The organism is Allorhodopirellula heiligendammensis (assembly GCF_007860105.1).
GTDB lineage: Bacteria > Planctomycetota > Planctomycetia > Pirellulales > Pirellulaceae > Rhodopirellula > Rhodopirellula heiligendammensis.
The window spans coordinates 2,520,618-2,540,007 of the sequence record NZ_SJPU01000001.1 but is presented as its reverse complement, the minus strand read 5'-3'; the positions used below and the strand labels follow the sequence as shown (position 1 = coordinate 2,540,007).

Here is a 19,390-nt window from a genome sequence, read left to right as displayed (position 1 = left end):
TTACCCGATCAGCAATATGGGGCGGGACTGCGGTCAGGCCGGATATCCATCCGCCCACGATTCAACTCGTCATCACCTGTCACGGCATGATGTCGAATGGAGAGAACGAATCGCGTTGAGGCGACTCCCTAATAGTTCAGCTTCCCGCCTCGGGCAGGTTTCTGACGCTCGTTCTCCCACCACTCGTTGGGGCCTTCCTCTTCGATGTCTGCCCACACCTTGAAAAGAACGCTCTTCATCTCATCCATTTTCTCAGGCATCTTGGCAGCGAGATCGTTCTTTTCTTGCCAGTCCTTCTCGATGTCAAACAGTTCAAACTTCGTCAGCGTTTCATCACCGACAATTTTCCAGTCACCGATCCGCATGGCAACGCGATCTTCCGGCGAGGATACATGGGTTCGCCAAAATAGCGGGACCTTCCGTTCCACGGGTTCGTTTGCAAACGCAGGCAGCATACTGACGCCGTCGATCGTGCGATCAGTGGGCAGCGGGATGCCGACGATGTCCAAAACAGTGGCGAAGATGTCGGTGCCAACCACGGGCACGTCGCTGGTCGTGCCAGGCTCGATATGTCCCGGCCAGCGTGCCAAGCCAGGCACGCGAATACCGCCCTCATGATCGCTACGCTTGTTTCCCCGCAAGCCGCCTGTCACGCCTCCATACGCTGGCACAGGCCCATTGTCTGATGTGAAAAAAAGCAGCGTGTTTTCACTAACGCCCTGTGCGTCCAACGCATCCATCACCATCCCCAATGCATCGTCCAGTTGTGTGATATTGCCCATGTACTTGCGATTGGGATGCCCCTCGTACAGCGACTCAAAACGCGGGTCCGTAGCAATGGGCGAGTGAGGTTCATGCACCCAAACCGTCATCGCGAAAGGCTTTTGCGGATCGTGAATGTCTTTTAACCAATGCTTCGCTTCACCGGCGACCAGCTGAGCAGAGTAGCCTTCGAGCTCGCCGATAGGCACTCCGTTGCGAACAAAGTTATTCGGATTCTTGTGGCTTGGGATCGCGTTGTTCTGGGTGTACATCCAGTAGTCGTAGCCATGGTCACTGGGGTTTGGAAACTCTGGATTGTTAAACTGCTGTCTCGACAGCAGGTGCCACTTGCCGACGTGGCAGGTTTCGTATCCAACCTCTTTTAATAACTCGGGGAAAGTAACCTCGCTCACGCGCAGGTGAGCTTCATGGTTTCCCGATAAATGCCGCCAGACTCCATTACGATAAGGGGTCCTGCCTGTGAGAATTGCTGAACGTGACGGGGAACACACACCGCACGCCGAGTAGCATTGCGTGAACTTCACACCCTCCGCCGCGAGTTTGTCCATGTTTGGCGTTTGAATCAGTTCATTGCCGTAGGTCGCTGAGTCACCCCAGCCCATATCGTCGGCGACGAAGACGACAATGTTGGGACGCTCCGCTCCCCGGGTGCTGGGGATCGCACCGAAGTGGAGTGCAGCGGCCAAACCAACGAGAACGCGTAAACAGTTATGATTCATCGAGGTGGGCGTCCAACCAATGTTTCGAGTGCCAAGAGAATGCGTCGCAGCCTGTGACTGCGAAATGGTGAACCTACCCCGAATGCATCAGCCATCGCGGCGTCTCACGCCTTGGGGGATGATTGTCATCGGAACGGTCGCCTCGTTCAACCTGCATTTGCGACATGGGATTGATGAATTACGACACGAAGAGCACCAGAAATATTGATCGCTGGATTCACACCGCTTACCCTGGTCACTCTTACCAACGCGACCGCCATCGTTCGGTCCTCGTCCTCAAACTCTGCACGACGCCTATTCCGGGCCGTGATCGCTCGTACTCTGAAGGCCCCTTGAATGAAAGTTACCGTCGCCCTTGCTGTCGCCCTGGCAATCTCGAGTTCCGCGCATGCTCAATCAGAGCGAGAATTGCAAATTATTGCCGATGGTGACCGCAGCGGTCTCAAGATCGAAGCGAATGTCGCCTTCACCGAGGGGCCGGCCTGGCACCAGCCCACCAATAGCGTGTACTTCACCGATACGACCAACCATCGAATCATGCGCCGTGATGCGAGCGGCAGTTTGAGCGTCTATCGCACGCCTTCGGGCGATGCCAATGGTCTCGCTTTTGACCAGCAGTTACGGCTTATCGCCTGCGAAGGCGGGCGTGACTCGCGGCGCGTGACGCGGACTGAACTTGATGGAACCATCACAATTCTCACCAGCGACTTCAACGGCAAAAAATATAACTCGCCCAATGACGTCACCGTGGATTCTCAAGGACGGATTTACTTTACCGATCCTCGATACGGTCAACAGGATGGGATGGAAATCTTTGCCGCCGATGGCAGTCCGATCGAAGGCGTCTATCGAATCGATCCCGATGGAGCGGTGACGCAAATTCTTGCCTCCGAGGTGCATCGTCCAAACGGCATCGCGATCTCCGCCGACGAGAAGTTTCTGTTTGTTGCCGACAACGACAATCGCAAGCGTGGCAACCGCAAATTGTGGCGGTTCGATTTGAAGGCCGATGGGAGTGTGGATCCTGTGAGCCAAAAGGAACTGTTCGACTGGAGAACAGAACTGGGCGTCGATCGGGGGCCGGATGGCATGTGCGTCGGTCCCCAGGGAAATCTTTACGTTACCGCTGGCCTGAACTTCGACGCGCAGCCCACCGAAGTTCCGAGAATTTACGAAGCTGGCGTGTACGTGATCGATCCGAGCGGCAAGGGCTTGTTGAACTTCATTCCGATTCCGCAAGACGTGGTCACAAATTGCACTTTTGGGGGCGACGACGGAAAAACACTCTTTGTCACCGCGGGTCACACACTCTACAGCATTCATATTCAATGAACGCTGGCTCGGCCCAACTGAGCTCAAACGGATCTAGCTAATTGTCGCAGAGGGCGCGGTCCTGCGACTCTACTGTCAGTGGAGCTCACATACCAGCCATCATTGGACACTTGACCTATGTCGAGAGGACCTCCGCTGCACGCTTCCGTCGGACGAGCCTAAAATGAGATACGATGCAGAAGCATCTGCCCCTTCAATCACATCCTTCACTCCAACCTGACGTTAAACCGATCATCCGTCCACTCTCCTCCCTGAGAAATCGTTTTCTCGACCGCTGTGTGCTGCGCCCATCCATGCACATCATCGATCCCGGCGAACAAACACGGTGTAACCTGCCACTTCACCTGCCAGGCTCCAAGCAAACGACGAATCTGGAAACGTTTGTGGCCACTAACTTGACCGGTGATGCGGCGCTCTCGTCTAAGATTCCCAAGGACGCCACCGAGCTCACGGACTGGTCGAGCGTCCCGCACCCCGCAACACTCCTCATCAAGTTCCCCGGTACTGCAGGGCGTGCTGAGCGATCGTCACCGTTTCCCGCCAACCTAATCGCGGCTCGACTGACTAACGACCTCCCCGGCCAGCCTGACCCGTCGAGTGGTCGGTCGGAGAAGGACGACACGACGAGTGGCTGCTCACCACGGTCGGCAAATTCAGTTGAACCGGGTCAGCACTACGAGGTCTGGACATGGAATCCACCGGGATACGGCCGTAGCGGCGGGCGGGCCAGCCTCGCAAAGCTGGTTCCTGCCGCAGAAGAATTCGCCTCCCAAGTCGTCGGTGCGCGTGGTGGTTCGCGAACTCAGATCTGGTTGTGCGGAAACAGTCTCGGTTGCCTGCCCGCACTCTCGCTCGCGGCGCGGTTGCCGCAGTGGCAGCCACCGAACCTGGACGTGGACAACTGCCTGCTGTGGCTAAGAAATCCGCCTGACCTAGCCAACACGATCCTCGGGGTGGCCGACCGCTATGCCTCCCGATCGTGGATGCAACGCCTCGTGGCCCACTTGCCCGAGACACTCAATGCCCGCGCGAACGCTGCGAAATGCAATTTGCCCGCGGTGTTTTTAATGTCGGAACACGATGAGCTTGTGCCTCCACACTTGCAACGCGGCATCCACGAAGCCTACCGCGGAGCGCACCGCGTCGTCATGCTCGCCGAGCTCGGTCATAGTGGGGCGATCGAAGAACAACATCGAGGTGAAGTCCAAGCGGCTGTCGACTGGCTTCTCGCAACAACCGCCTCCTGACACCAACCGGCCAGCGTCCTCCTGCTCCCCCTATCCGCTGTTCTCACTCCCCTGCTCTCACTCCGCCCCCATTTTGTACAGCGGCAGGTGGCGATAATAAACTTCCAGGCAATAGATACAGAAACAAGTCGTGTAGAGTCGTCCCGACGCGTTGCCATATTCATCCGCTTGCGGCGACCAACTTCCCGCCTCATTGCCACGCTTGACCTGCATCGCCGGCAACACCTGTTTCATATTGTTATTCCAAATCGTCCAGCCGGAACCGCCGAAGTGATGCATCGCCTGCGTGCCGTAGTACCAGTAATAGACATTCATCGCATCGCGGTTGATTGGCCAATCTTGAACCAGCGTGTTAAGGCCGATCGCCATCGGCTCACGTTCGCGTGACCATCCTAAATATTGGCGGCACAGCAAGCCTTCAGCCGTCATCGTCTGACTCGCCGGCCGTCCCTCTTGGTAACAATAGCCCGCGCCATCCTCGACAGAGACCCGGTCGAGATAGGCCTGGATCGCCGCCAAGGTCGAATGCTCGACATGAATCCCTGCCGATTGAGCACTGACGAGAGCCATCACGTACCATCCCGTCACTGACAGATCCGAGTCGCTGCGCGGTTGGTATCGCCACCCACCGGACTGCGACTGAGCGCGCACGGAAAACTGCACCGCCGCTTCGGCGGCCTGACGCAGCAACGAATCCTGCGTCATGCCGTATAGCTCACACAGGGCGATCGTGGCTTGCGCGTGAGCGTAGGATTGCTGGCGATCGGGCTCACCGGCAGCAAAAAAACCATCGCGTTTCGACTGTTTGTTCAACAAATACTTCAGGCCCCTCTCCACAGTTTGCGCGTACGGGCCTTCCCGATGCGTGTTGCCATCACCCTGAAACGCGAGCATCGCCATGGCGGTCGCAGCGGTCGTGTTTTCTTGGTACGAACCATCGTCATACGGTCCGCGGAGGCTCCATGAACCATCTTTCCGCTGTTGGCGGGCCAGCCATTTCAGGCCCAGTTCGACAGCATTGGCGGTCGCCGGGCTTCCGTCCATCGCCAACAATGCCGCCTTCATGGCTCCCCGACGCCCACCAAACATCGGTTTGATCTCAATTTCCATCGATGTCTCGCCGGGTTCGACCGGTATCATCTCGGTGGGCTCGGCGATCTCGATCGCTTCGATGAGCGATTCAACGTCGAGATCAACAGGCTCCTCGGTCTCCTGCTCCGTGTTTTCCTGAATCACATCTGAATTGGAACTCTCGAGCGAGTACTCCTTCAGATCCACGGATTCGGTCTCGGCAGCCTCTCCAAACTCCAGCACTAACGTGCGAATGCCGTCACTGACCGGCAACGTCCACAGGGCGAGGGCTAATAACAACGCGATGTGAATGATCATGCTCACCAACCAAGCCGGAATCGACTTGCGGACCGGCGTGAGCAATTCGTCGTCCTCGCTGTCCTCGTCGGTACGCTCCGCTGGCCGCCCCGCAAGATGCTTCTCCCCCGTGCGGGCAGGCGGCTCCTTCGGCACTTCTCCCCGCCACCGCGAACGCTGACTATTGTCGATCGACTGCGCCGCCCGGCGAGAGCTCTCTGGCGTGGCCGGACGCTTCTTCTGTGTCCCTCCCGGCATCGCCGTGGGAGCTGCAACCGGCGGCAACGTCGCCCGTGGAGGTGGAGGATGTGGAGGTGGAGGTGGAGGTGGCTGACGCGGTCCAGCAGTTCGCGGCGCCGGTGTGGCTGATGCCGGATGTCCCTGTTGCGGCGGCGGTAGTGGCACCGGTGGCGGCTGGGGAGGATCCACCATGCCCGAATTCGATGGCACCGGCGTTAAATCGCCTGAACTTGATGCCGAAGGAGGATCCGAATGGGGCATGGACATAAAAAACCAGCAACCCCGCCATGAGCGGGGGGCACGCCTTTAGGAGTTCAAGGGATCAGAAAAAGGTGAGTCGCTGTCTCACAGCGGTTCGAACGTAACAGGAGAACTCAGACGAGACCACTCCGTCAAGTTTACCCCAGTAAAATGAGCGGCGCGGCGACGAATCAAAAAACTTTTGCCGCAAGCCTCCATCCGCCGTTGACAACAATCGCTCCATCCGCCATCTTCTGGCCCAGACAAACCGCCTGCGGAACACAGCGAGACTCTTCGTTAAAAAGGTGAGACTCAAGTGAACCCAGGAACCACCGGTGTGTCTACATCATACCGCGGGATGGAGCAGCCCGGTAGCTCGCGAGGCTCATAACCTCGAGGTCGTCGGTTCGAATCCGGCTCCCGCAACTTCAATTAGACCCTTCGGTTTACTCCGACCGTCGGGTTATCGAACAAGCCGACGTTGGTCCCATGGACCGGCGCCGGCTTTTTTCGTGTTTTACCGCTTGTCTGGTAAGGACTTACGTCATCGACCAATCCGCAGAGATCTCTCAGAGTGTCTCTGGAAAAGTACTATCCGACCGCCGGCGAAACGGTCTCTGGGCCGATCTCGGCCAAAGGTCTCTCTTGTCTCTGTACTATTTGACCTCAAGGTTATGAAGTCCCAGAGTGCTATCGGAAGAAAGTGGTCAACGATTCCTGCGTACTCCTAGACGGAGAACTGCGACAAGAACCATTTTCTTGGCTTCCCCAAAACTCCACTCGTTTTCGCGACATCCGAAACTGGTTCAGAACTTCAGTGCACTTCTGAATCAGCTTTGTCTGTACTAACCCCGATCTACGACGATGTCGTGTCCTTGTTTATCGTGGCAACTCGGGCAGCGGGAAGACTGGCCGAATCTCCACCGTGCCTTTTTTTGCTGGCGGAAGTCTGGCGGCGATGGCGATAGCTTCGTCGAGATTCTCGACGTCGATGATGTAATAGCCACCCAGTTGCTCGGTCGTTTCCGCAAACGGACCGTCTGTGATTTGCCTTCGACCGTCTCGGACTCGGACGCTCGTCGCTGTTTGGACTGAGTGAAGCGGCGAAGAGGCGATCCATTTGCCTTGGGCCTCCAGTTCATCGCAGATTGACATCGACTCGATCATGCACTCCTTGCGTTCGTCTTCCGTCCAGCAGTCTTCCGATCCGTAGATTAGCAGCATGTACTTCATTTCTCGGTTCCTTCGGTGCCGGCCTCTGCCGAGTAGTCCGGCATCTCGAGATCATCCGGGTCAGTGATGTACCAGGCTTGCCCGTTCATCGGATTGAATGGGATCGACACATGTTCATGGACAACTTTCCATTCCCCTGCGATTCGGCGGTATCCAACAGAGATGCGCATCCACGTCATTCCGCAGGGGTGATCGGCGGGCGTCGGCACGAAGTGATGCACGCCATAGACGAAAGCTGTATTTCCGTCGACGTGAACCTGCACGTCACGATGCTCCGACTTGAACGTTTCAGGAAAATACGGCAGACAGTTCTGCCAAACCTGCTTGATTCCTGCAACGCCGATGGTCTTGTACGGCGGGCACGCGTCGAACAAAACCGCGTTAGGGTCATAGTCTTTGGTCAACGCATCAACGTCTTTGGCTTCGAGTGCCGCTGACCATTCTTTCATCAGACGTCGAATTTCGGCTTCGTCTTGCTGCGGATCGGTTATGGATAAGTCGCTCATATTCTGTTCCCAATTTTCAATTGAACTGTGCCTTCATTGCTGAGAGTTATTCGCTAGTGAGGTTCCCCAGGCACCATCACCATCCAGCCAACGCCAAACTTGTCGGTGACCATGCCGTAGAGCGGCGACCAGAACGTTTTGGTGAGCGGCATGTCGACACTCCCACCTTGAGCAAGCGAATCAAAAACGCGAGTACAGCCATCCTCTGACGGAAGCGATAACGCCAGCCGAAATCCGTCAAAACTGGACTTGTCATCGCACCCGTCTGAACACATGACAGTCAGTTTGCCGATATGGACGGTCGCGTGCATGACTTTGTCTTCAAAACCATTTTGAAGCATTCCCTCGGGAACGCCATCGGGACTTTCATTGAAACGCATCAGAAACGCGACGTTTGCTCCGAGTGCTTGTTTGTAAAACGCAAGTGCTTCGTCACAGCGACCTGCAAAAAAAAGATATGGGGCGAGCGTGCTGTCCTGCATGACGACGGAGGTCCGCAGTTCGTCTTCGTGCGCAGCGACTTTCCCTTCAGGATCGTTCTCTGAAAAATCGTCCATTTCATAGAACTGGCGAATCTCGATGTCAGACTCTTCATTCATCGGATTGGGGCATCGCCTTACCCACTCGACAGCTTCGTCCATCGAAGCGACTTCCCACAACCAGTAGCCAGCGATCAATTCAGACGTTTCCGCGAACGGTCCGTCGGTAACGATTCGCTCGTTGCCGCGGAATCGTACTCGCAAACCTGTCGAACTCGGCTTTAGCCCGTCGCCGGATTTCATGATGCCTGCTTTGACGAGTTCCTCATTGTATTTGCCCATTGCTTCGAGCAGTTCCGTGCTGGGCATCTCGCCTGCTTCGGAACTTGGCGATGCTTTCACGATGACCATGACTCTCATTGTTTGCGACTCTTGTTCTTGACTGAAGGTTAGTTGGTTGATTGGTTTCGTGCTTCGATCATCGCGTTGATTGTTTCGTCGGCAGGACGAATCTCAAACGGCCCCACTTTCACTCCCGGATGCTTGGACATCAGTTCCACAGCGTGGGCCATGTTTTTGGCTTCGAGAATCAAGATGCCGCCAAGTTGCTCTTTGGTTTCAGCGTACGGCCCATCTGTCGCTTCTGCTTTCCCGTTTCGGTGTCGCAACGTGACCGCTTGATCGGCGGCTTGCAAAGCTTCTCCGCCGGCGAAGTGACCACCCTGGCGTAGGATGTCGTCATAGGCAAAGCATTCCTCCATCAGTGCGCCCATTTCGGCCTCTGACATCGCTGCGAACTTGGAATGATCGGAATAGCCAAGGCATATAAACTTCATGTTGATCTCCGGGGATTGTTTTTTGGGTTTAATGTCATCTAGTCGAATGGCGGCGTACCGAATCGACAGCCTCGTGAACATTTTCCGAATATTCTTGCCCGAAGATAAATGCGAACTCATCACGCCCGCAATTCTTTGAGTTTCTTTACGAGAAAACGTTTCTCGGACACCTGTTCGGTCAACGCAAGTGCCTTTTCAAGGGATTCGATCGCGTCTGGTGTGCGACCGACCCTCAGCAGAAGTTCACCACGCGCGGAGTGCGCCAGCGGATACCGACCCGCCGTACAACGTCAATGTGGAACCTCGAAGCAAGAACGCAATCGCGGCCGGCAATAGTTCGTTCCCGGCTGGTGAAGGCAAGACGAAAGCGGGCAGCAAGAAGATGCGTGCCAAGGATCGCGTGCTCGCCAACGACAAAGTCAGTGACGATGAGTTCAAGAGATTGCTCGCCGCCTGGTTCGGCCACATCGGCCGCGTGTTGCAACCGGGTCGCTGCTTCTACATCTGGGGCGGGTTCTCCAACATCGGCTGCTATCCGCCGGCACTGGCGGCCAGCGGGCTGTATCTTTCGCAGACCATCATCTGGGACAAGATGCACCCGGTCATCAATCGAAAAGATTTTATGTCGGGACATGAGTGGGCGTTCTATGGTTGGCGTGAAGGAGCCGGCCACAAGTTCTTTGGGCCGAACAACGCCACCGACCTTTGGCATGTCAAGAAGATTCCGCCACAACAGTTGGAGCATCTCACCGGCAAGCCGGCGGAACTCGCCGTGACAGCGATGCAGTACTCAAGCCGCAAGGGCGAGAACGTGCTGGACCTGTTCGGCGGCAGCGGATCGACATTGATCGCGGCCGAGCAAACCGGACGCAAGGCGTTCTTGATGGAGCTCGATCCGCCGTACTGCGACGTGATCGTCGACCGCTACCAACGCTTCACCGGCAAACCGGCAGTGTTGGAACGTACCGGCGAATCACCGATCGCGATGAAACCGCGAGAGGAGAAGATGCGGTAACCAGCCAATGCGACACTATCACGGTACCCCCTTGGGCGGAACTCGCGACTCGGTTGCACGCTTTATCGCTACGGGCAACCGGCATTTCTTGGTGCCTTTTGGCCGCGAGGAGGACTTGCCAATCGTCGCTGAGGCCAGCACTGGTTTTTGTCTTGACAATGGTGCTTTTTCAGCGTGGAAAACCGGAAAACCAATCGCTGACTGGTCGCCCTACTACGCATGGGTAGAAGCGTGGTGTCGCAATCCGCGTTTCGACTTCGCGTTCATACCGGATGTCATCGACGGTACTGAAGAGGAGAACGATCGGCTCATTGAAGAATTCGGTTGTTCAGCAGTGGGGCGTTTTGGAGTTCCCGTTTGGCACCTGAATGAATCGCTCCGGCGACTTGCAAGGCTTGTCGACGATTGGACCGTCATCGCTCTAGGAAGCAGCGGAGAATACGCCAAGCCGAAAACCGAACGTTGGAACCGCCGCATGTCTGACGCGATGGGTGTTCTGTGCGATGAGCATGGAAGGCCAAAAGCAAGGCTGCACGGACTACGCATGTTGGATTCAGCAATCGTAGCTCGCTATCCATTTCATTCTGCCGACAGCACCAACGTTGCTCAAAACAGCCAACTGCTTGTTCGCTTCGGCATGTACAAGCCGCCAACGCAGGCGCAACGGCGCGAGGTTATCGCATCGAGAATTGAAGCCACTCGCTCGCCGAGCGTCTGGACCCCCGTTACTGAAACTCAAACTTTTTTTGAACTGGAAGCTGAATGAATACACACGAAACGACGATCCACGGACGCTGTCCCATCAACAGCGTCTGGGATTACTACACGCTACGAGTCACCACCGATCGCTTCGTCCGGGTAGAGGATATCGAGGAGATGGCTGATCTCGTTCGCGGGAAAGCGATGTGCCAAGAGGATATCGCAAAGGAGTTGCGAACGACCCTGCCGGCTCATTGCACCGTCGAGGTGATCGGCCGGCACGGACAGAACTGCGAAACGGTCGTGCGACTGGAGGCTCACGCCGACCACGCGTTCTCGGCATCCTCATAGTCAACGGGTGACGTGCGACAAATATTCACAGAAATGAGGAAAGGAGAATCTTTGTGTCTAGAGTTCCTTGTAGGACCAAGCTCCGTCGTCAAAGACATAGACGAAACGAGCACCGCAGTTCCTTGCAAAGTCCAGCAGCGAATCGTGTGTTGGCAGAACCGCTGGTGGGTCACCGTCGGCAAAACGCTCGGCCTCGCCCAACTCGGCGTCCAAGCAGCGGATGTCGCCGCCGTCGATCAAGGTTTCCGCTTCTTCAGTCGTTTGGTAGTTGGCCATCAAAAGTGCTCCGGTGTGTTCTGGGTAACCGTCGTAGTGAAGGTAGACCGCTGCATACGTTCGGTCGGCGCGGCGGACGGCGATCGTCGCTCGTGTGGACATGGTGGTTGCTCCTTAGTTCGTTTTGTCGGCCGGCAGTCGCTCGACGACGTCCGGGGGAATGGAAAGCATCAGCGACCGGCCGTTGTCCCAGTCGACATCGACTTGCGTCCAATCGCTTAGCGGATAGACGCCGGCCACCGTTCCGGTGGTGCCGGCGGGAATCGGATCGGGGTCGTCGGTCATCGAAAGCAGCCGCACGCGGTCGCCCGCCTTGAGGTTTGTTCTCATCGTTTTGATTCCTAGTTGCGAGCGTTGTTGGTTTCGTCGACCAGCGCGGCGACTTCCGAAAGCTGAGCGTTGACCAAGTTCAACGCTCGCACGTGCGTCCATCGCAAGGCCTTGTTGTCCGGCCGAATCATTCGGTCGAGTTGCAACTCGATGTGTTGCAGCAGGTCGCGTGAAATTTGGTGAGCGTTGTCGTAAGCCGCTGCCGGTTCGACCGGCCGCGCGGCGAGCGTTTCAATCTTTGCCATTTCGTTTCTCCGTTCGTGTTTGAAAACCGTTCGTACAACCACACATGAGCCATGACTTTCCAAACACATCAAGCGAAGTCTGCGAAACACGCGTCAGAATTCGCATACTTTTTTGGCACGCCTAATATGCCGCGACGTGGCCTCGTGTCGCGTCGTTGGGAAGGTCGGCGTTGTGTTTCCCGTCACGACAAAACGCCCGCACGTTGCAAACGTCGGGCGTTGTCGGCGAAGCTTCGCCGAGAGGGATCATCCGGCCGGCTACAAGCCGATCGGTACCAGAACGTGCGAGTCCGGACCCGTCACCGGAAAGGATTCGCCATCGTTCGTTCTGGCGTACAGGGCGTCGCCGCGTCGTATGACGTCACGCACCGGCCCGGCGTCAATCATCTCGTTGCGGATCGACCGCAGTTCGTATCTCACGTCGGGCTCCGGCGTCGCAGTTTCACCGTCTTCCAAGTCCTCGACGGTCCGCAGGTCGTAAAAGTGCTTCATGGCTCAATTCCCTTGCGCTCGCGCGGCGAAGCGACCGCGTTCGACTTTGATAAAACGGCTGTCGTCGCCCTTAGCAAGCTCGCGAAGAATCGCCGAGTACAAAGTCGCGTGAGGCGTCTTGCCTCCGGGGCTCGTCCAATAGCCGGCGTCCGTCATCGCGGCGATCATTTCCTGGGCGTTCATCGTTTCCTCGGTTTCGCCAAGGACTTTCAAAGCCGCCTCAATACACGAGAGCTTCTTGTCGCCTGCCGTCGCCGCCGCACTCGCCGCGTCGCCGTCGTTCGTCTTCTTCGCGACTCGTTTGCGGGCTCGCGTTTCGCCGGCCGCACTGGCCGACGTCGTCGCTCGTGCTTTGCCTTGCAACCGCTGAGCCGTCTTGATCCGCACCTTCTTGTTGGTGGTAAGGTTCGTGGCGTTCCAGCCGCCAGCCGTGTTGGTCGAGTCGATTCGTACGACGACCTTCTTGTTGGTCACGTTGGCGTAATACTCGCCGCCTACTTTTACGTCTGCCTTCTTCATCGTTCGTTCTCCGAAAGGGAAAGGTTCGTGGTTGGCTGCCATCGTCAGGCGACGGGTACCACCCGCCGCTACGCCAAGCCTCCGTGCTGGCGTTTCGGCTTCGGTTTACAGGACCGCCCCCAAAACGCTCTTGTCGAGCTTTTCCAGCAGCTCGCAAAAGATGTAGTGTTCTTCGAGCAGCGGGCCGGCCGGTCCGCCGTGGTCGAGGTCGGCAATCTCAAGGGCGTTTACCAAGGGCCGAAGGTTTTCGGCGATGCGGTAGTAGCTCTCGCGAATCTCCTGGGCGGTATGCGCGTCCATGTTTCGGAAGAGCGGGGCAAGGGCTTCGGCGCGGGCCTTTTGGGTTTCGTTCATGGCCATGGTTTGTTCTCCGGTGGAAAGGTTGGTTACGTTTTGCCGTTGGGCGTTAAGACACATGAGCCATGGTTTTCAAAACACATCAAGCGAATCTCGGCGAGTTCTGGAAATGTTTTCAAACGTTTTTCCAGAACTCGCATAACTCCCGAACGTGTGGCGAATTCAGGCTCGAAAGTTTTTACCGAAATGTTCCTTCAATTCGCGGAGCTGTTCGCAAAGATGCTGCAAGGAACCGACGTGCTCCCAATTCAACGGCGCGGTTTCGCTACCTGGTGCCGGCAAGTCTTCGACCGATTCGTGCAGGTCTTCCAGCAGCGTGAGAGCTTGAATGTGCGCGGCGGTATAGGCGTGTTCGAGTTTGGCGTTGGCCATGGTTGTGTCTCTCGGTTTGAAAAAGGAAAGGAAGCGGGCTTCGAGCGAAGCCCGCGTTGGAAAGGCCCTGCTGACAAAGGCCCGCGGCTAGCAATCGCGGCAGGTTTCCCAGGCTCGCTTGCTGCCGTAGCAAATCTGCCCGCCTTCGACGATGTAGACGATCGCGTCTTCCGCTACGTCTTGGTTGTCGAAGTATTCGCTGGGGTCTTCCTCGCTGGCCTCGTTCATCTCCGAGCCGCTGGTGATGCCGGCGATTCGGTTTTCAAAGGGCCAGTTCTCTTGCGTCATCAAACGCACTTCGGCGTCCGGCCCGTGTTGTTCGCGGTACTCGCTCAGCAGTTCGATCAGGGCGTCGATCGTCATCGTTGGGTCTCCGTAGGTAGGAAGGGAAATTCGTCTTGCGATGACACACATGAGCCATGGTATTCGAGACACAGCAAGCGCATTCGCCCTGCAATTTGCAGTCTTTTTGCATGTTTCTCGATCTCGCCGACGTGCCCCACAAAGGCCTCGTGTCGGCGTCCGCGAAACACTCGGCCCCTTAGGGTTACTTATGCGAACGACGCGACACGTGCGCCAGAAAACGCCAACGTTTTGAAGCAAACGGTTCGGAAGGAAACCAACGCGCAAAAGAAAAGCCGCGGTGAGGGTCGCGGCGTTGAAGGAAAGATGTTGGCCGGCCGTTTAAACCGCTTGGTCGTACTTGCGAGCCATTTGCAAAAGCTTCTTCTTGACCGGTTTCCAATCGCAGGTTTGTTCGCCGGCCGAAAGCTCGCCGTATCGTTTGGTGCGAAGGGCTCCTTTACGCCAGCCGATGGTCCAGCCAAGGCGATAGTACAAGCGGTTCAGTTCCGTTTCGCCTTCGCCCGCGCCGTTGCGGTCCCAGCAGCTCTTGGTGCCAGGCCGCTTGGTGTAGTCCCATCCGCTGCAGCGTCGCGTGGTCAAGGCCAGCTCGGCCAAGCCCAGTACCATTTGGATGTAGCCGAGCAGTTTGGTTTTGTTGAGCGTGCCGGCGAAGGCTCGAATCTCGATCCGGTTTCGGCCGCGAGCAAGGTGTGTCAAGTTCAAAAGGTGGTAGCGGTCGGCTTCGCAGTTTCGCTTGGCTGCGTCTTTGTTGCCGTAGCTCTTGATTTGCTTCGCCCAAGTGTTGCGTTCGCGTCGCTTGGTTCCCGTCGAAGCGTAGATGGCTCGCTCGTGGTTTCCGATCAGGCTTATCAGCCGAGCCAAGGCGGCCGCGTCGCCGTTCCAGGTAATCGTAATGTGAAGGCCGCGGCTTTCGTTAACGCGAGCCCCGCGTGCTTTGATCGCGTCGACCGCTCGCTCTACGGTTTGAAGTCCGTCGTAGCCGCGAAGGATAGGCGATACGAACTCGGCATTCTTGCGTCCGATCGGTGTGCGGATGCTGCTATCGCGTTCTGCTTTCCAGCCTTCGGGCAGCCAAGCTACTGGCAAGCCGTTGTGGTATCCGCCGATCGGCGTGGTGTCGTTTCCGGGCAGGTGGGTTTCGATTTCGATACCGAAGGCGATGTCGTTGGCGTGCATGGTTGGGTCTCCGAAGGGTGGCTAGGTAGTTGTGTTTCGCGTGGCGTTTTGCCGGCCGCGTGTGACACATGAGCCATGGGTTTCGGAACACATCAAGCGAAGTCTGCCCAACGTTTTGAATGATTTCGCATGTTTTCTTGGACGCCAACACGCGGCCAGTTTTGGGCCAACGTGGCGTCCAAAAACATGCGGCTAACCACGCCAAACATGCAAACATTCGCGACAGTCGCCAACGTGTGCGGCGTGTCGCGAAGCCCTCCAATCAAGAGCAGTCATGGAAGACAAACGCAAAGCAGTGACGATTAACTCGCTGCCGATCAAAGACGCCGCGACCGCGATCAGTAACGCCTACCAAACGCGAATCACGCCCGAGCAAATCGAGGCCGACGTTGCCGCTGGCGCACCGACCAACGCCGACGGAACGCTCAACGTGGTCGCCTACGTCGCGTGGCTACTCCAGGAGACCCGACGTGCAACTTGACCCAGCGAAACTACGACCGAGCGAGTGTTGCCGGCTACTCAACAGCACGCCGCTCGGCGAAGTCATCAACGAACGACAACTCCACCGCTATCGAACGCGAGCAGGTCATCGCATCGGTGACGGCAAAAGCGTTCACCTTTTGAAGTTCGCCGGCCTGCTGATCGAAGACCGCCACCGACCGAAAGCCGACGACACCGATGCCTACGAAAAGCACAAGGACTACTCGCGCGAACGAAACGCAGCGAAGTCACTCGCCGGCCGCGACATCGGCGAGCTTCCACCGATCTCCGACCCCGATCGGAAAGCAAAAGCCGCCGACAGTTTCCGATACTTCTGCGAAGCCTACTTCTCGCTGACGTTCCATCTCTCGTGGTCGCCGGATCACATCGCGGTCATCAACAAGATCGAAGAAGCCGTCGTTCGAGGCGGTTTGTTCTCGCTCGCAATGGCCCGAGGCAGCGGCAAGAGTTCGCTGGCCGAAGTCGCATGCATTTGGGCGGTCCTCAACGGCTATCGCGACTTCGTATGCTTGATCGGCAGCGACGAAGGTCACGCCTGCGACATGCTCGAATCCATTAAGACCGAACTAGACGGCAACGATCTACTCTTGGCCGACTACCCCGAGGTCTGCTTTCCCATCCAAGCCCTCGACGGAATCGCCAACCGAGCCAACGGACAACTGCACCAAGGAAAACGCACGCAAATTGGTTGGACCGCGAAAGAAGTAGTCCTGCCCAGTATCGAAGGCAGCAAAGCCAGCGGCGCGATCATCAAAGTCGCTGGCCTCACTGGCCGAATCCGCGGCATGAAGTTCAAACGCCCCGACGGCAAGACCGTTCGGCCGTCCCTAGTTGTTCTCGACGATCCGCAAACCGACGAGTCCGCTCGCTCGCTATCGCAGTGTGCCAACCGCGAAGCAATCCTCGCCGGCGCGGTGCTCGGGCTCGCCGGCCCAGGAAATAAGATCTCCGGCATTATGCCCTGCACGGTCATTCGCCCCGGCGACATGGCCGACAACATTCTCGACCGCGACAAGCACCCTGAGTGGAATGGCTCGCGAACGCGAATGGTCAACTCGTTCCCCACCAACGAAACCTTGTGGGAACGCTATGCCGAGATTCGCAGCGAAGGTTTGCGTGCCGGCGATGGCGGAGCGGCCGGCACCGAGTTCTATCGCAAGAACAAGGCAGCGATGGACGAAGGTGCCGACGTCGCGTGGAAAGAGCGTTTCAACCACGACGAGCTATCCGCGATCCAACACGCGATGAATTTGAAGCTTCAAGACGAAGCCGCGTTCTTCGCCGAGTACCAAAACGAACCGTTGCCAGCCGAAACCGTCGACGCCGACCAACTCACCGCCGAGCAAGTCGCGGAAAAGTCCAACGGAATGGAGCGGTGCTGCGTCCCCATCGCCGCCAATCACCTCACCGCGTTCATCGACGTCCAAGGAAAACTGCTTTTCTATGTCGTCGCCGCGTGGGACGACGACTTCACCGGCTACATCGTCGACTACGGTTCATTCCCCGACCAAAAGCGCCCGTACTTCACGCTCCGCGACGCGCGTCACACCCTCGCGACCGAAGGCACCGGCCTCGAAGGCTCGCTTTACGCCGGGATGGAAGCTCTGACCGCCGATCTACTCGGCCGAGAATGGCAGCGTGACGACGGCGCGGCAATGAAGATAGAACGCTGCCTCATCGACGCCAACTGGGGCCACTCCACCAACGTCGTCTACCAATTCTGCCGACAAAGCCCTCACGCCTCGATCCTACTTCCGTCCCACGGTCGCTTTGTCGGCGCGTCGTCCAGTCCCTTCAGCGAATACAAACGCCGACCCGGCGATCGCATCGGCCTCAACTGGCGAGTCCCCTCGGTCCACGGAAAGCGAGCGATCCGCCACGTCATCTACGACACAAACTGGTGGAAGTCCTTCACACACGCCCGACTCGCCGTCGCCATGGGCGACCGAGGCTGCCTGTCCGTCTTCGGCGATCGCGCCGAGCAACACCGAATGTTCGCCGAGCAAATCACCGCCGAGTACTTCATCAAAACCGAAGGCCGCGGCCGAACCGTCGACGAATGGAAAGCCCGCCCCGAGCAACCCGACAACCACTGGCTCGACTGCCTAGTAGGCACTGCCGTCGCCGCGTCGATGCAAGGATCGCTGTTGTTCGGCACCGATAACCAAGCCGCAATCCTGCGAGAACGCGTCAGTTTCAAAGAGCTCCAACAACGAAAGAGAAGATAGGCCAATAGTTCGTCCACGCGAAATTGTTTGGAGAGCGGTCCCGTAACGCCTCGGCTTGATTTGGCGAAGTCATACGAGAGTGCTTCGGTTCGGTTTCGGCCGCTGTATTCAGCTAGCTTGTTGCGATCGGCCTCTCCGGTAGAATTCAATACTAAACCTGAAAAAGTGCGAATCTAAGTGATGATAAGATGGATATGTTGAAAGCGTGCACGGAACCGTTTTCTCGATTCTATAGAACCCACGAGGCACTCAACGACGTAGTGAAACTCTCGGCTCTATCATTCAAAATAGCCGAACCGGTCGTTTCCAACGAAAAAGAGCACCCGACGAAGGGAATGCTGAAACGCCCTGTGGAGCCATGGGGATTTGTATGGTCAGACGATATACCTGCGACGTTTTCTGAAGCAGAGTTTTCTCTTGCTCGAATGTCGATTGTCCAAGCATATGGCTCCTTTGAAAACTACTTAACTCTGACTCGAGGTGAAGTGGATCGCTGGCGGCATCACCGCGGAATCGGATCATTGGAAGGGAAAACAAACGATGAAAACAGGAACCTTTCACTTTCACAATTCTGCAAGACAATTGGTTGCAGTTTCGATCTATTTGCAGAATACGAATCGCTTTTTGAGTTCTTCCAAGAATGTCGAAATTGCATCGTGCACCGCGAAAGCTACGCCAACAAACGACTGGTTGAACTTGCGGACAGCGAGGAAATGGCGAAATGCAATAACAATTGGCCATTCTCCCAGTCCAACACGTTGCTTCCAGATTGGCCCGTCTTTAGGGCCGACGAAATCATCGCCCTGCAGCCCAAACATGCGATTCTGGCAGCTGCCGTGTACTACAAGATCGCGAAGTGCATTGACACGTTTATCGTCAGTTCTTTTGGCCCAGAAGGTATGATATTCATGGCGATTCATCACTCACTTTGTGCTGATGATCATCCATCACGTCTTTCAAGCCACACTTCCTACGAATCCGCGATACTTAAGTTCCTAACCAACCGCTACCGAGTCAAGGACGCTACTCGACACGAAATCAACGTGGGTATCACGGAATTGGATCTGCACAAGAAGGTTCGCACATGCTTTAACTCGCTGTACTGGAACAAGTACAAGGTTTAGCGACGTGCTACCATTTCGATCCCAGATAGGCCACGATCATCCTGTGGCTTTAATTTTCTGGTTCACCTATCGCTCGCTTCGCCTAAGTAACCCTGAGAGGGACGTTTGTTTGCGTGCGAGTGAGTTCCGGCGATGGCTGATGATCTCGATGACGAAATCCGCGAGAACGCTACGGGGCCTGCGAAGGCTTCGGGCGATGCGGGGTCCGTTGAGCAGCACAAGCTGACTGAGCAGATTGCTGCGGACAAACACCTCGCTGGCAAGGACGCGGTTCGTAAGCCGAATCGTGGATTGCGTTTTAACAAGATCGTGCCGCCGTCGGCTGGCTGATCTTTCTTTCGGTTTGCGATGAGCAC

Annotated in this window: 24 protein-coding genes, 1 tRNA gene and 1 other RNA gene; 10 read left to right on the top strand and 16 right to left on the bottom strand. The window is 56.8% G+C overall.

Annotation, left to right across the window (positions count from 1 at the left end):
* Positions 1-128: 128 nt before the first annotated feature.
* The gene (locus Poly21_RS09620) at positions 129-1,502 is read right to left on the bottom strand and encodes a sulfatase family protein (protein ID WP_146406602.1); all 1,374 of its coding nucleotides are present in this window, start codon (positions 1,500-1,502) and stop codon (positions 129-131) included.
* A 336-nt stretch (positions 1,503-1,838) separates the two neighbouring features.
* Here Poly21_RS09620 and Poly21_RS09615 point away from each other — a divergent pair, with 336 nt between their 5' ends.
* The gene (locus Poly21_RS09615; RefSeq protein ID WP_146406601.1) at positions 1,839-2,834 is read left to right on the top strand and encodes an SMP-30/gluconolactonase/LRE family protein; all 996 of its coding nucleotides are present in this window, start codon (positions 1,839-1,841) and stop codon (positions 2,832-2,834) included.
* Between the two features lie 173 nt (positions 2,835-3,007).
* Complete coding sequence (locus Poly21_RS09610) at positions 3,008-4,081, top strand: alpha/beta hydrolase (RefSeq protein WP_302118283.1); 1,074 nt, start codon at positions 3,008-3,010, stop codon at positions 4,079-4,081.
* Between the two features lie 57 nt (positions 4,082-4,138).
* Here the strand turns inward: Poly21_RS09610 and Poly21_RS09605 are convergent, their stop codons facing one another.
* Positions 4,139-5,881 carry a prenyltransferase/squalene oxidase repeat-containing protein gene (locus Poly21_RS09605; protein ID WP_302118281.1) on the bottom strand — a complete coding sequence of 581 codons (1,743 nt, stop codon included), beginning with the start codon at positions 5,879-5,881 and terminating at the stop codon, positions 4,139-4,141.
* 400 nt (positions 5,882-6,281) lie between these two features.
* Between Poly21_RS09605 and Poly21_RS09600 the strand changes: the two genes are divergently transcribed.
* Positions 6,282-6,355 (top strand) — tRNA-Met (locus Poly21_RS09600).
* A 453-nt stretch (positions 6,356-6,808) separates the two neighbouring features.
* Here the strand turns inward: Poly21_RS09600 and Poly21_RS09595 are convergent.
* Genes Poly21_RS09595 through Poly21_RS09580 form a run of 4 tightly spaced genes read right to left on the bottom strand, consistent with a single transcriptional unit; the run spans position 6,809 to position 8,983 of the window.
* Entirely contained in the window at positions 6,809-7,162 is a 354-nt protein-coding gene (locus tag Poly21_RS09595; protein WP_146406600.1) for a YciI family protein, read from the bottom strand.
* Complete coding sequence (locus Poly21_RS09590) at positions 7,159-7,668, bottom strand: YybH family protein (RefSeq protein WP_146406599.1); 510 nt, start codon at positions 7,666-7,668, stop codon at positions 7,159-7,161. Before Poly21_RS09590 ends, Poly21_RS09595 begins: the two co-directional genes overlap by 4 nt.
* A gap of 53 nt (positions 7,669-7,721) precedes the next feature.
* Positions 7,722-8,567, bottom strand: coding sequence for a YciI family protein (locus Poly21_RS09585; protein ID WP_146406598.1), 846 nt, complete (start codon positions 8,565-8,567; stop codon positions 7,722-7,724).
* 29 nt (positions 8,568-8,596) lie between these two features.
* Positions 8,597-8,983 (bottom strand): YciI family protein, encoded by a 387-nt coding sequence (locus Poly21_RS09580; RefSeq protein WP_146406993.1) that lies wholly within the window; start codon positions 8,981-8,983, stop codon positions 8,597-8,599.
* Between the two features lie 217 nt (positions 8,984-9,200).
* Between Poly21_RS09580 and Poly21_RS09575 the strand changes: the two genes are divergently transcribed.
* The 3 genes from Poly21_RS09575 to Poly21_RS09565 are packed head-to-tail and all read left to right on the top strand — an operon-like array spanning position 9,201 to position 11,048.
* Positions 9,201-9,998 carry a DNA-methyltransferase gene (locus tag Poly21_RS09575; protein ID WP_302118277.1) on the top strand — a complete coding sequence of 266 codons (798 nt, stop codon included), beginning with the start codon at positions 9,201-9,203 and terminating at the stop codon, positions 9,996-9,998.
* 7 nt (positions 9,999-10,005) lie between these two features.
* Positions 10,006-10,764, top strand: coding sequence for a hypothetical protein (locus Poly21_RS09570; protein ID WP_146406596.1), 759 nt, complete (start codon positions 10,006-10,008; stop codon positions 10,762-10,764).
* Entirely contained in the window at positions 10,761-11,048 is a 288-nt protein-coding gene (locus tag Poly21_RS09565) for a hypothetical protein (RefSeq protein WP_146406595.1), read from the top strand. The genes Poly21_RS09570 and Poly21_RS09565 overlap by 4 nt, the downstream gene beginning before the upstream one ends.
* A gap of 57 nt (positions 11,049-11,105) precedes the next feature.
* Here the strand turns inward: Poly21_RS09565 and Poly21_RS09560 are convergent, their stop codons facing one another.
* The 10 genes from Poly21_RS09560 to Poly21_RS09515 form a co-directional block, all read right to left on the bottom strand.
* Positions 11,106-11,426, bottom strand: coding sequence for a hypothetical protein (locus Poly21_RS09560; protein WP_146406594.1), 321 nt, complete (start codon positions 11,424-11,426; stop codon positions 11,106-11,108).
* A 12-nt stretch (positions 11,427-11,438) separates the two neighbouring features.
* Positions 11,439-11,654 carry a DUF4314 domain-containing protein gene (locus Poly21_RS09555; RefSeq protein WP_146406593.1) on the bottom strand — a complete coding sequence of 72 codons (216 nt, stop codon included), beginning with the start codon at positions 11,652-11,654 and terminating at the stop codon, positions 11,439-11,441.
* A gap of 11 nt (positions 11,655-11,665) precedes the next feature.
* A complete protein-coding gene (locus Poly21_RS09550) occupies positions 11,666-11,899 on the bottom strand; it encodes a hypothetical protein (RefSeq protein ID WP_146406592.1) in 234 nt (77 codons plus the stop codon).
* A 258-nt stretch (positions 11,900-12,157) separates the two neighbouring features.
* A complete protein-coding gene (locus Poly21_RS09545; protein WP_146406591.1) occupies positions 12,158-12,391 on the bottom strand; it encodes a hypothetical protein in 234 nt (77 codons plus the stop codon).
* A gap of 3 nt (positions 12,392-12,394) precedes the next feature.
* Complete coding sequence (locus Poly21_RS09540) at positions 12,395-12,910, bottom strand: winged helix-turn-helix domain-containing protein (protein ID WP_302118269.1); 516 nt, start codon at positions 12,908-12,910, stop codon at positions 12,395-12,397.
* A 29-nt stretch (positions 12,911-12,939) separates the two neighbouring features.
* An RNA gene (locus Poly21_RS09535) (hammerhead ribozyme type II) lies at positions 12,940-13,010 on the bottom strand.
* Positions 13,011-13,015: 5 nt separating this feature from the next.
* On the bottom strand, positions 13,016-13,270 hold the full coding sequence (locus Poly21_RS09530) for a hypothetical protein (protein WP_146406589.1): 255 nt from the start codon (positions 13,268-13,270) through the stop codon (positions 13,016-13,018).
* Between the two features lie 159 nt (positions 13,271-13,429).
* The gene (locus tag Poly21_RS09525; protein WP_145418450.1) at positions 13,430-13,639 is read right to left on the bottom strand and encodes a hypothetical protein; all 210 of its coding nucleotides are present in this window, start codon (positions 13,637-13,639) and stop codon (positions 13,430-13,432) included.
* Between the two features lie 87 nt (positions 13,640-13,726).
* Entirely contained in the window at positions 13,727-14,002 is a 276-nt protein-coding gene (locus Poly21_RS09520; protein WP_146406588.1) for a hypothetical protein, read from the bottom strand.
* Positions 14,003-14,323: 321 nt separating this feature from the next.
* A complete protein-coding gene (locus Poly21_RS09515; RefSeq protein WP_146406587.1) occupies positions 14,324-15,181 on the bottom strand; it encodes an amidoligase family protein in 858 nt (285 codons plus the stop codon).
* A 274-nt stretch (positions 15,182-15,455) separates the two neighbouring features.
* Here Poly21_RS09515 and Poly21_RS09510 point away from each other — a divergent pair, with 274 nt between their 5' ends.
* The 4 genes from Poly21_RS09510 to Poly21_RS09495 all read left to right on the top strand — a co-directional run bounded on the left by Poly21_RS09510 (position 15,456) and on the right by Poly21_RS09495 (position 19,364).
* Positions 15,456-15,662, top strand: coding sequence for a hypothetical protein (locus tag Poly21_RS09510; RefSeq protein WP_146406586.1), 207 nt, complete (start codon positions 15,456-15,458; stop codon positions 15,660-15,662).
* A complete protein-coding gene (locus tag Poly21_RS09505; protein WP_146406585.1) occupies positions 15,652-17,910 on the top strand; it encodes a terminase gpA endonuclease subunit in 2,259 nt (752 codons plus the stop codon). The genes Poly21_RS09510 and Poly21_RS09505 overlap by 11 nt, the downstream gene beginning before the upstream one ends.
* 335 nt (positions 17,911-18,245) lie before the next feature.
* On the top strand, positions 18,246-19,034 hold the full coding sequence (locus tag Poly21_RS27320) for a hypothetical protein (protein ID WP_302118264.1): 789 nt from the start codon (positions 18,246-18,248) through the stop codon (positions 19,032-19,034).
* Positions 19,035-19,166: 132 nt separating this feature from the next.
* A complete protein-coding gene (locus tag Poly21_RS09495) occupies positions 19,167-19,364 on the top strand; it encodes a hypothetical protein (RefSeq protein ID WP_146406583.1) in 198 nt (65 codons plus the stop codon).
* The last annotated feature ends 26 nt before the right edge of the window (positions 19,365-19,390 follow it).

Excerpts from the sequence above, each read along its gene's own strand:
- Poly21_RS09615 (WP_146406601.1), top strand. The coding sequence starts at position 1,839 with ATGAAAGTTACCGTCGCCCTTGCTGTCGCCCTGGCAATCTCGAGTTCC.
- Poly21_RS09530 (WP_146406589.1), bottom strand. The coding sequence starts at position 13,270 with ATGGCCATGAACGAAACCCAAAAGGCCCGCGCCGAAGCCCTTGCCCCG.
- Poly21_RS09565 (WP_146406595.1), top strand. The coding sequence starts at position 10,761 with ATGAATACACACGAAACGACGATCCACGGACGCTGTCCCATCAACAGC.
- Poly21_RS09590 (WP_146406599.1), bottom strand. The coding sequence starts at position 7,668 with ATGAGCGACTTATCCATAACCGATCCGCAGCAAGACGAAGCCGAAATT.
- Poly21_RS09620 (WP_146406602.1), bottom strand. The coding sequence starts at position 1,502 with ATGAATCATAACTGTTTACGCGTTCTCGTTGGTTTGGCCGCTGCACTC.
- Poly21_RS09610 (WP_302118283.1), top strand. The coding sequence starts at position 3,008 with ATGCAGAAGCATCTGCCCCTTCAATCACATCCTTCACTCCAACCTGAC.
- Poly21_RS09560 (WP_146406594.1), bottom strand. The coding sequence starts at position 11,426 with ATGTCCACACGAGCGACGATCGCCGTCCGCCGCGCCGACCGAACGTAT.
- Poly21_RS09605 (WP_302118281.1), bottom strand. The coding sequence starts at position 5,881 with ATGGTGGATCCTCCCCAGCCGCCACCGGTGCCACTACCGCCGCCGCAA.
- Poly21_RS09495 (WP_146406583.1), top strand. The coding sequence starts at position 19,167 with ATGGCTGATGATCTCGATGACGAAATCCGCGAGAACGCTACGGGGCCT.
- Poly21_RS09525 (WP_145418450.1), bottom strand. The coding sequence starts at position 13,639 with ATGGCCAACGCCAAACTCGAACACGCCTATACCGCCGCGCACATTCAA.
- Poly21_RS09570 (WP_146406596.1), top strand. The coding sequence starts at position 10,006 with ATGCGACACTATCACGGTACCCCCTTGGGCGGAACTCGCGACTCGGTT.
- Poly21_RS09555 (WP_146406593.1), bottom strand. The coding sequence starts at position 11,654 with ATGAGAACAAACCTCAAGGCGGGCGACCGCGTGCGGCTGCTTTCGATG.
- Poly21_RS09550 (WP_146406592.1), bottom strand. The coding sequence starts at position 11,899 with ATGGCAAAGATTGAAACGCTCGCCGCGCGGCCGGTCGAACCGGCAGCG.
- Poly21_RS09515 (WP_146406587.1), bottom strand. The coding sequence starts at position 15,181 with ATGCACGCCAACGACATCGCCTTCGGTATCGAAATCGAAACCCACCTG.
- Poly21_RS09510 (WP_146406586.1), top strand. The coding sequence starts at position 15,456 with ATGGAAGACAAACGCAAAGCAGTGACGATTAACTCGCTGCCGATCAAA.
- Poly21_RS09520 (WP_146406588.1), bottom strand. The coding sequence starts at position 14,002 with ATGACGATCGACGCCCTGATCGAACTGCTGAGCGAGTACCGCGAACAA.
- Poly21_RS27320 (WP_302118264.1), top strand. The coding sequence starts at position 18,246 with ATGCTGAAACGCCCTGTGGAGCCATGGGGATTTGTATGGTCAGACGAT.
- Poly21_RS09585 (WP_146406598.1), bottom strand. The coding sequence starts at position 8,567 with ATGAGAGTCATGGTCATCGTGAAAGCATCGCCAAGTTCCGAAGCAGGC.
- Poly21_RS09595 (WP_146406600.1), bottom strand. The coding sequence starts at position 7,162 with ATGAAGTACATGCTGCTAATCTACGGATCGGAAGACTGCTGGACGGAA.
- Poly21_RS09580 (WP_146406993.1), bottom strand. The coding sequence starts at position 8,983 with ATGAAGTTTATATGCCTTGGCTATTCCGATCATTCCAAGTTCGCAGCG.
- Poly21_RS09540 (WP_302118269.1), bottom strand. The coding sequence starts at position 12,910 with ATGAAGAAGGCAGACGTAAAAGTAGGCGGCGAGTATTACGCCAACGTG.
- Poly21_RS09545 (WP_146406591.1), bottom strand. The coding sequence starts at position 12,391 with ATGAAGCACTTTTACGACCTGCGGACCGTCGAGGACTTGGAAGACGGT.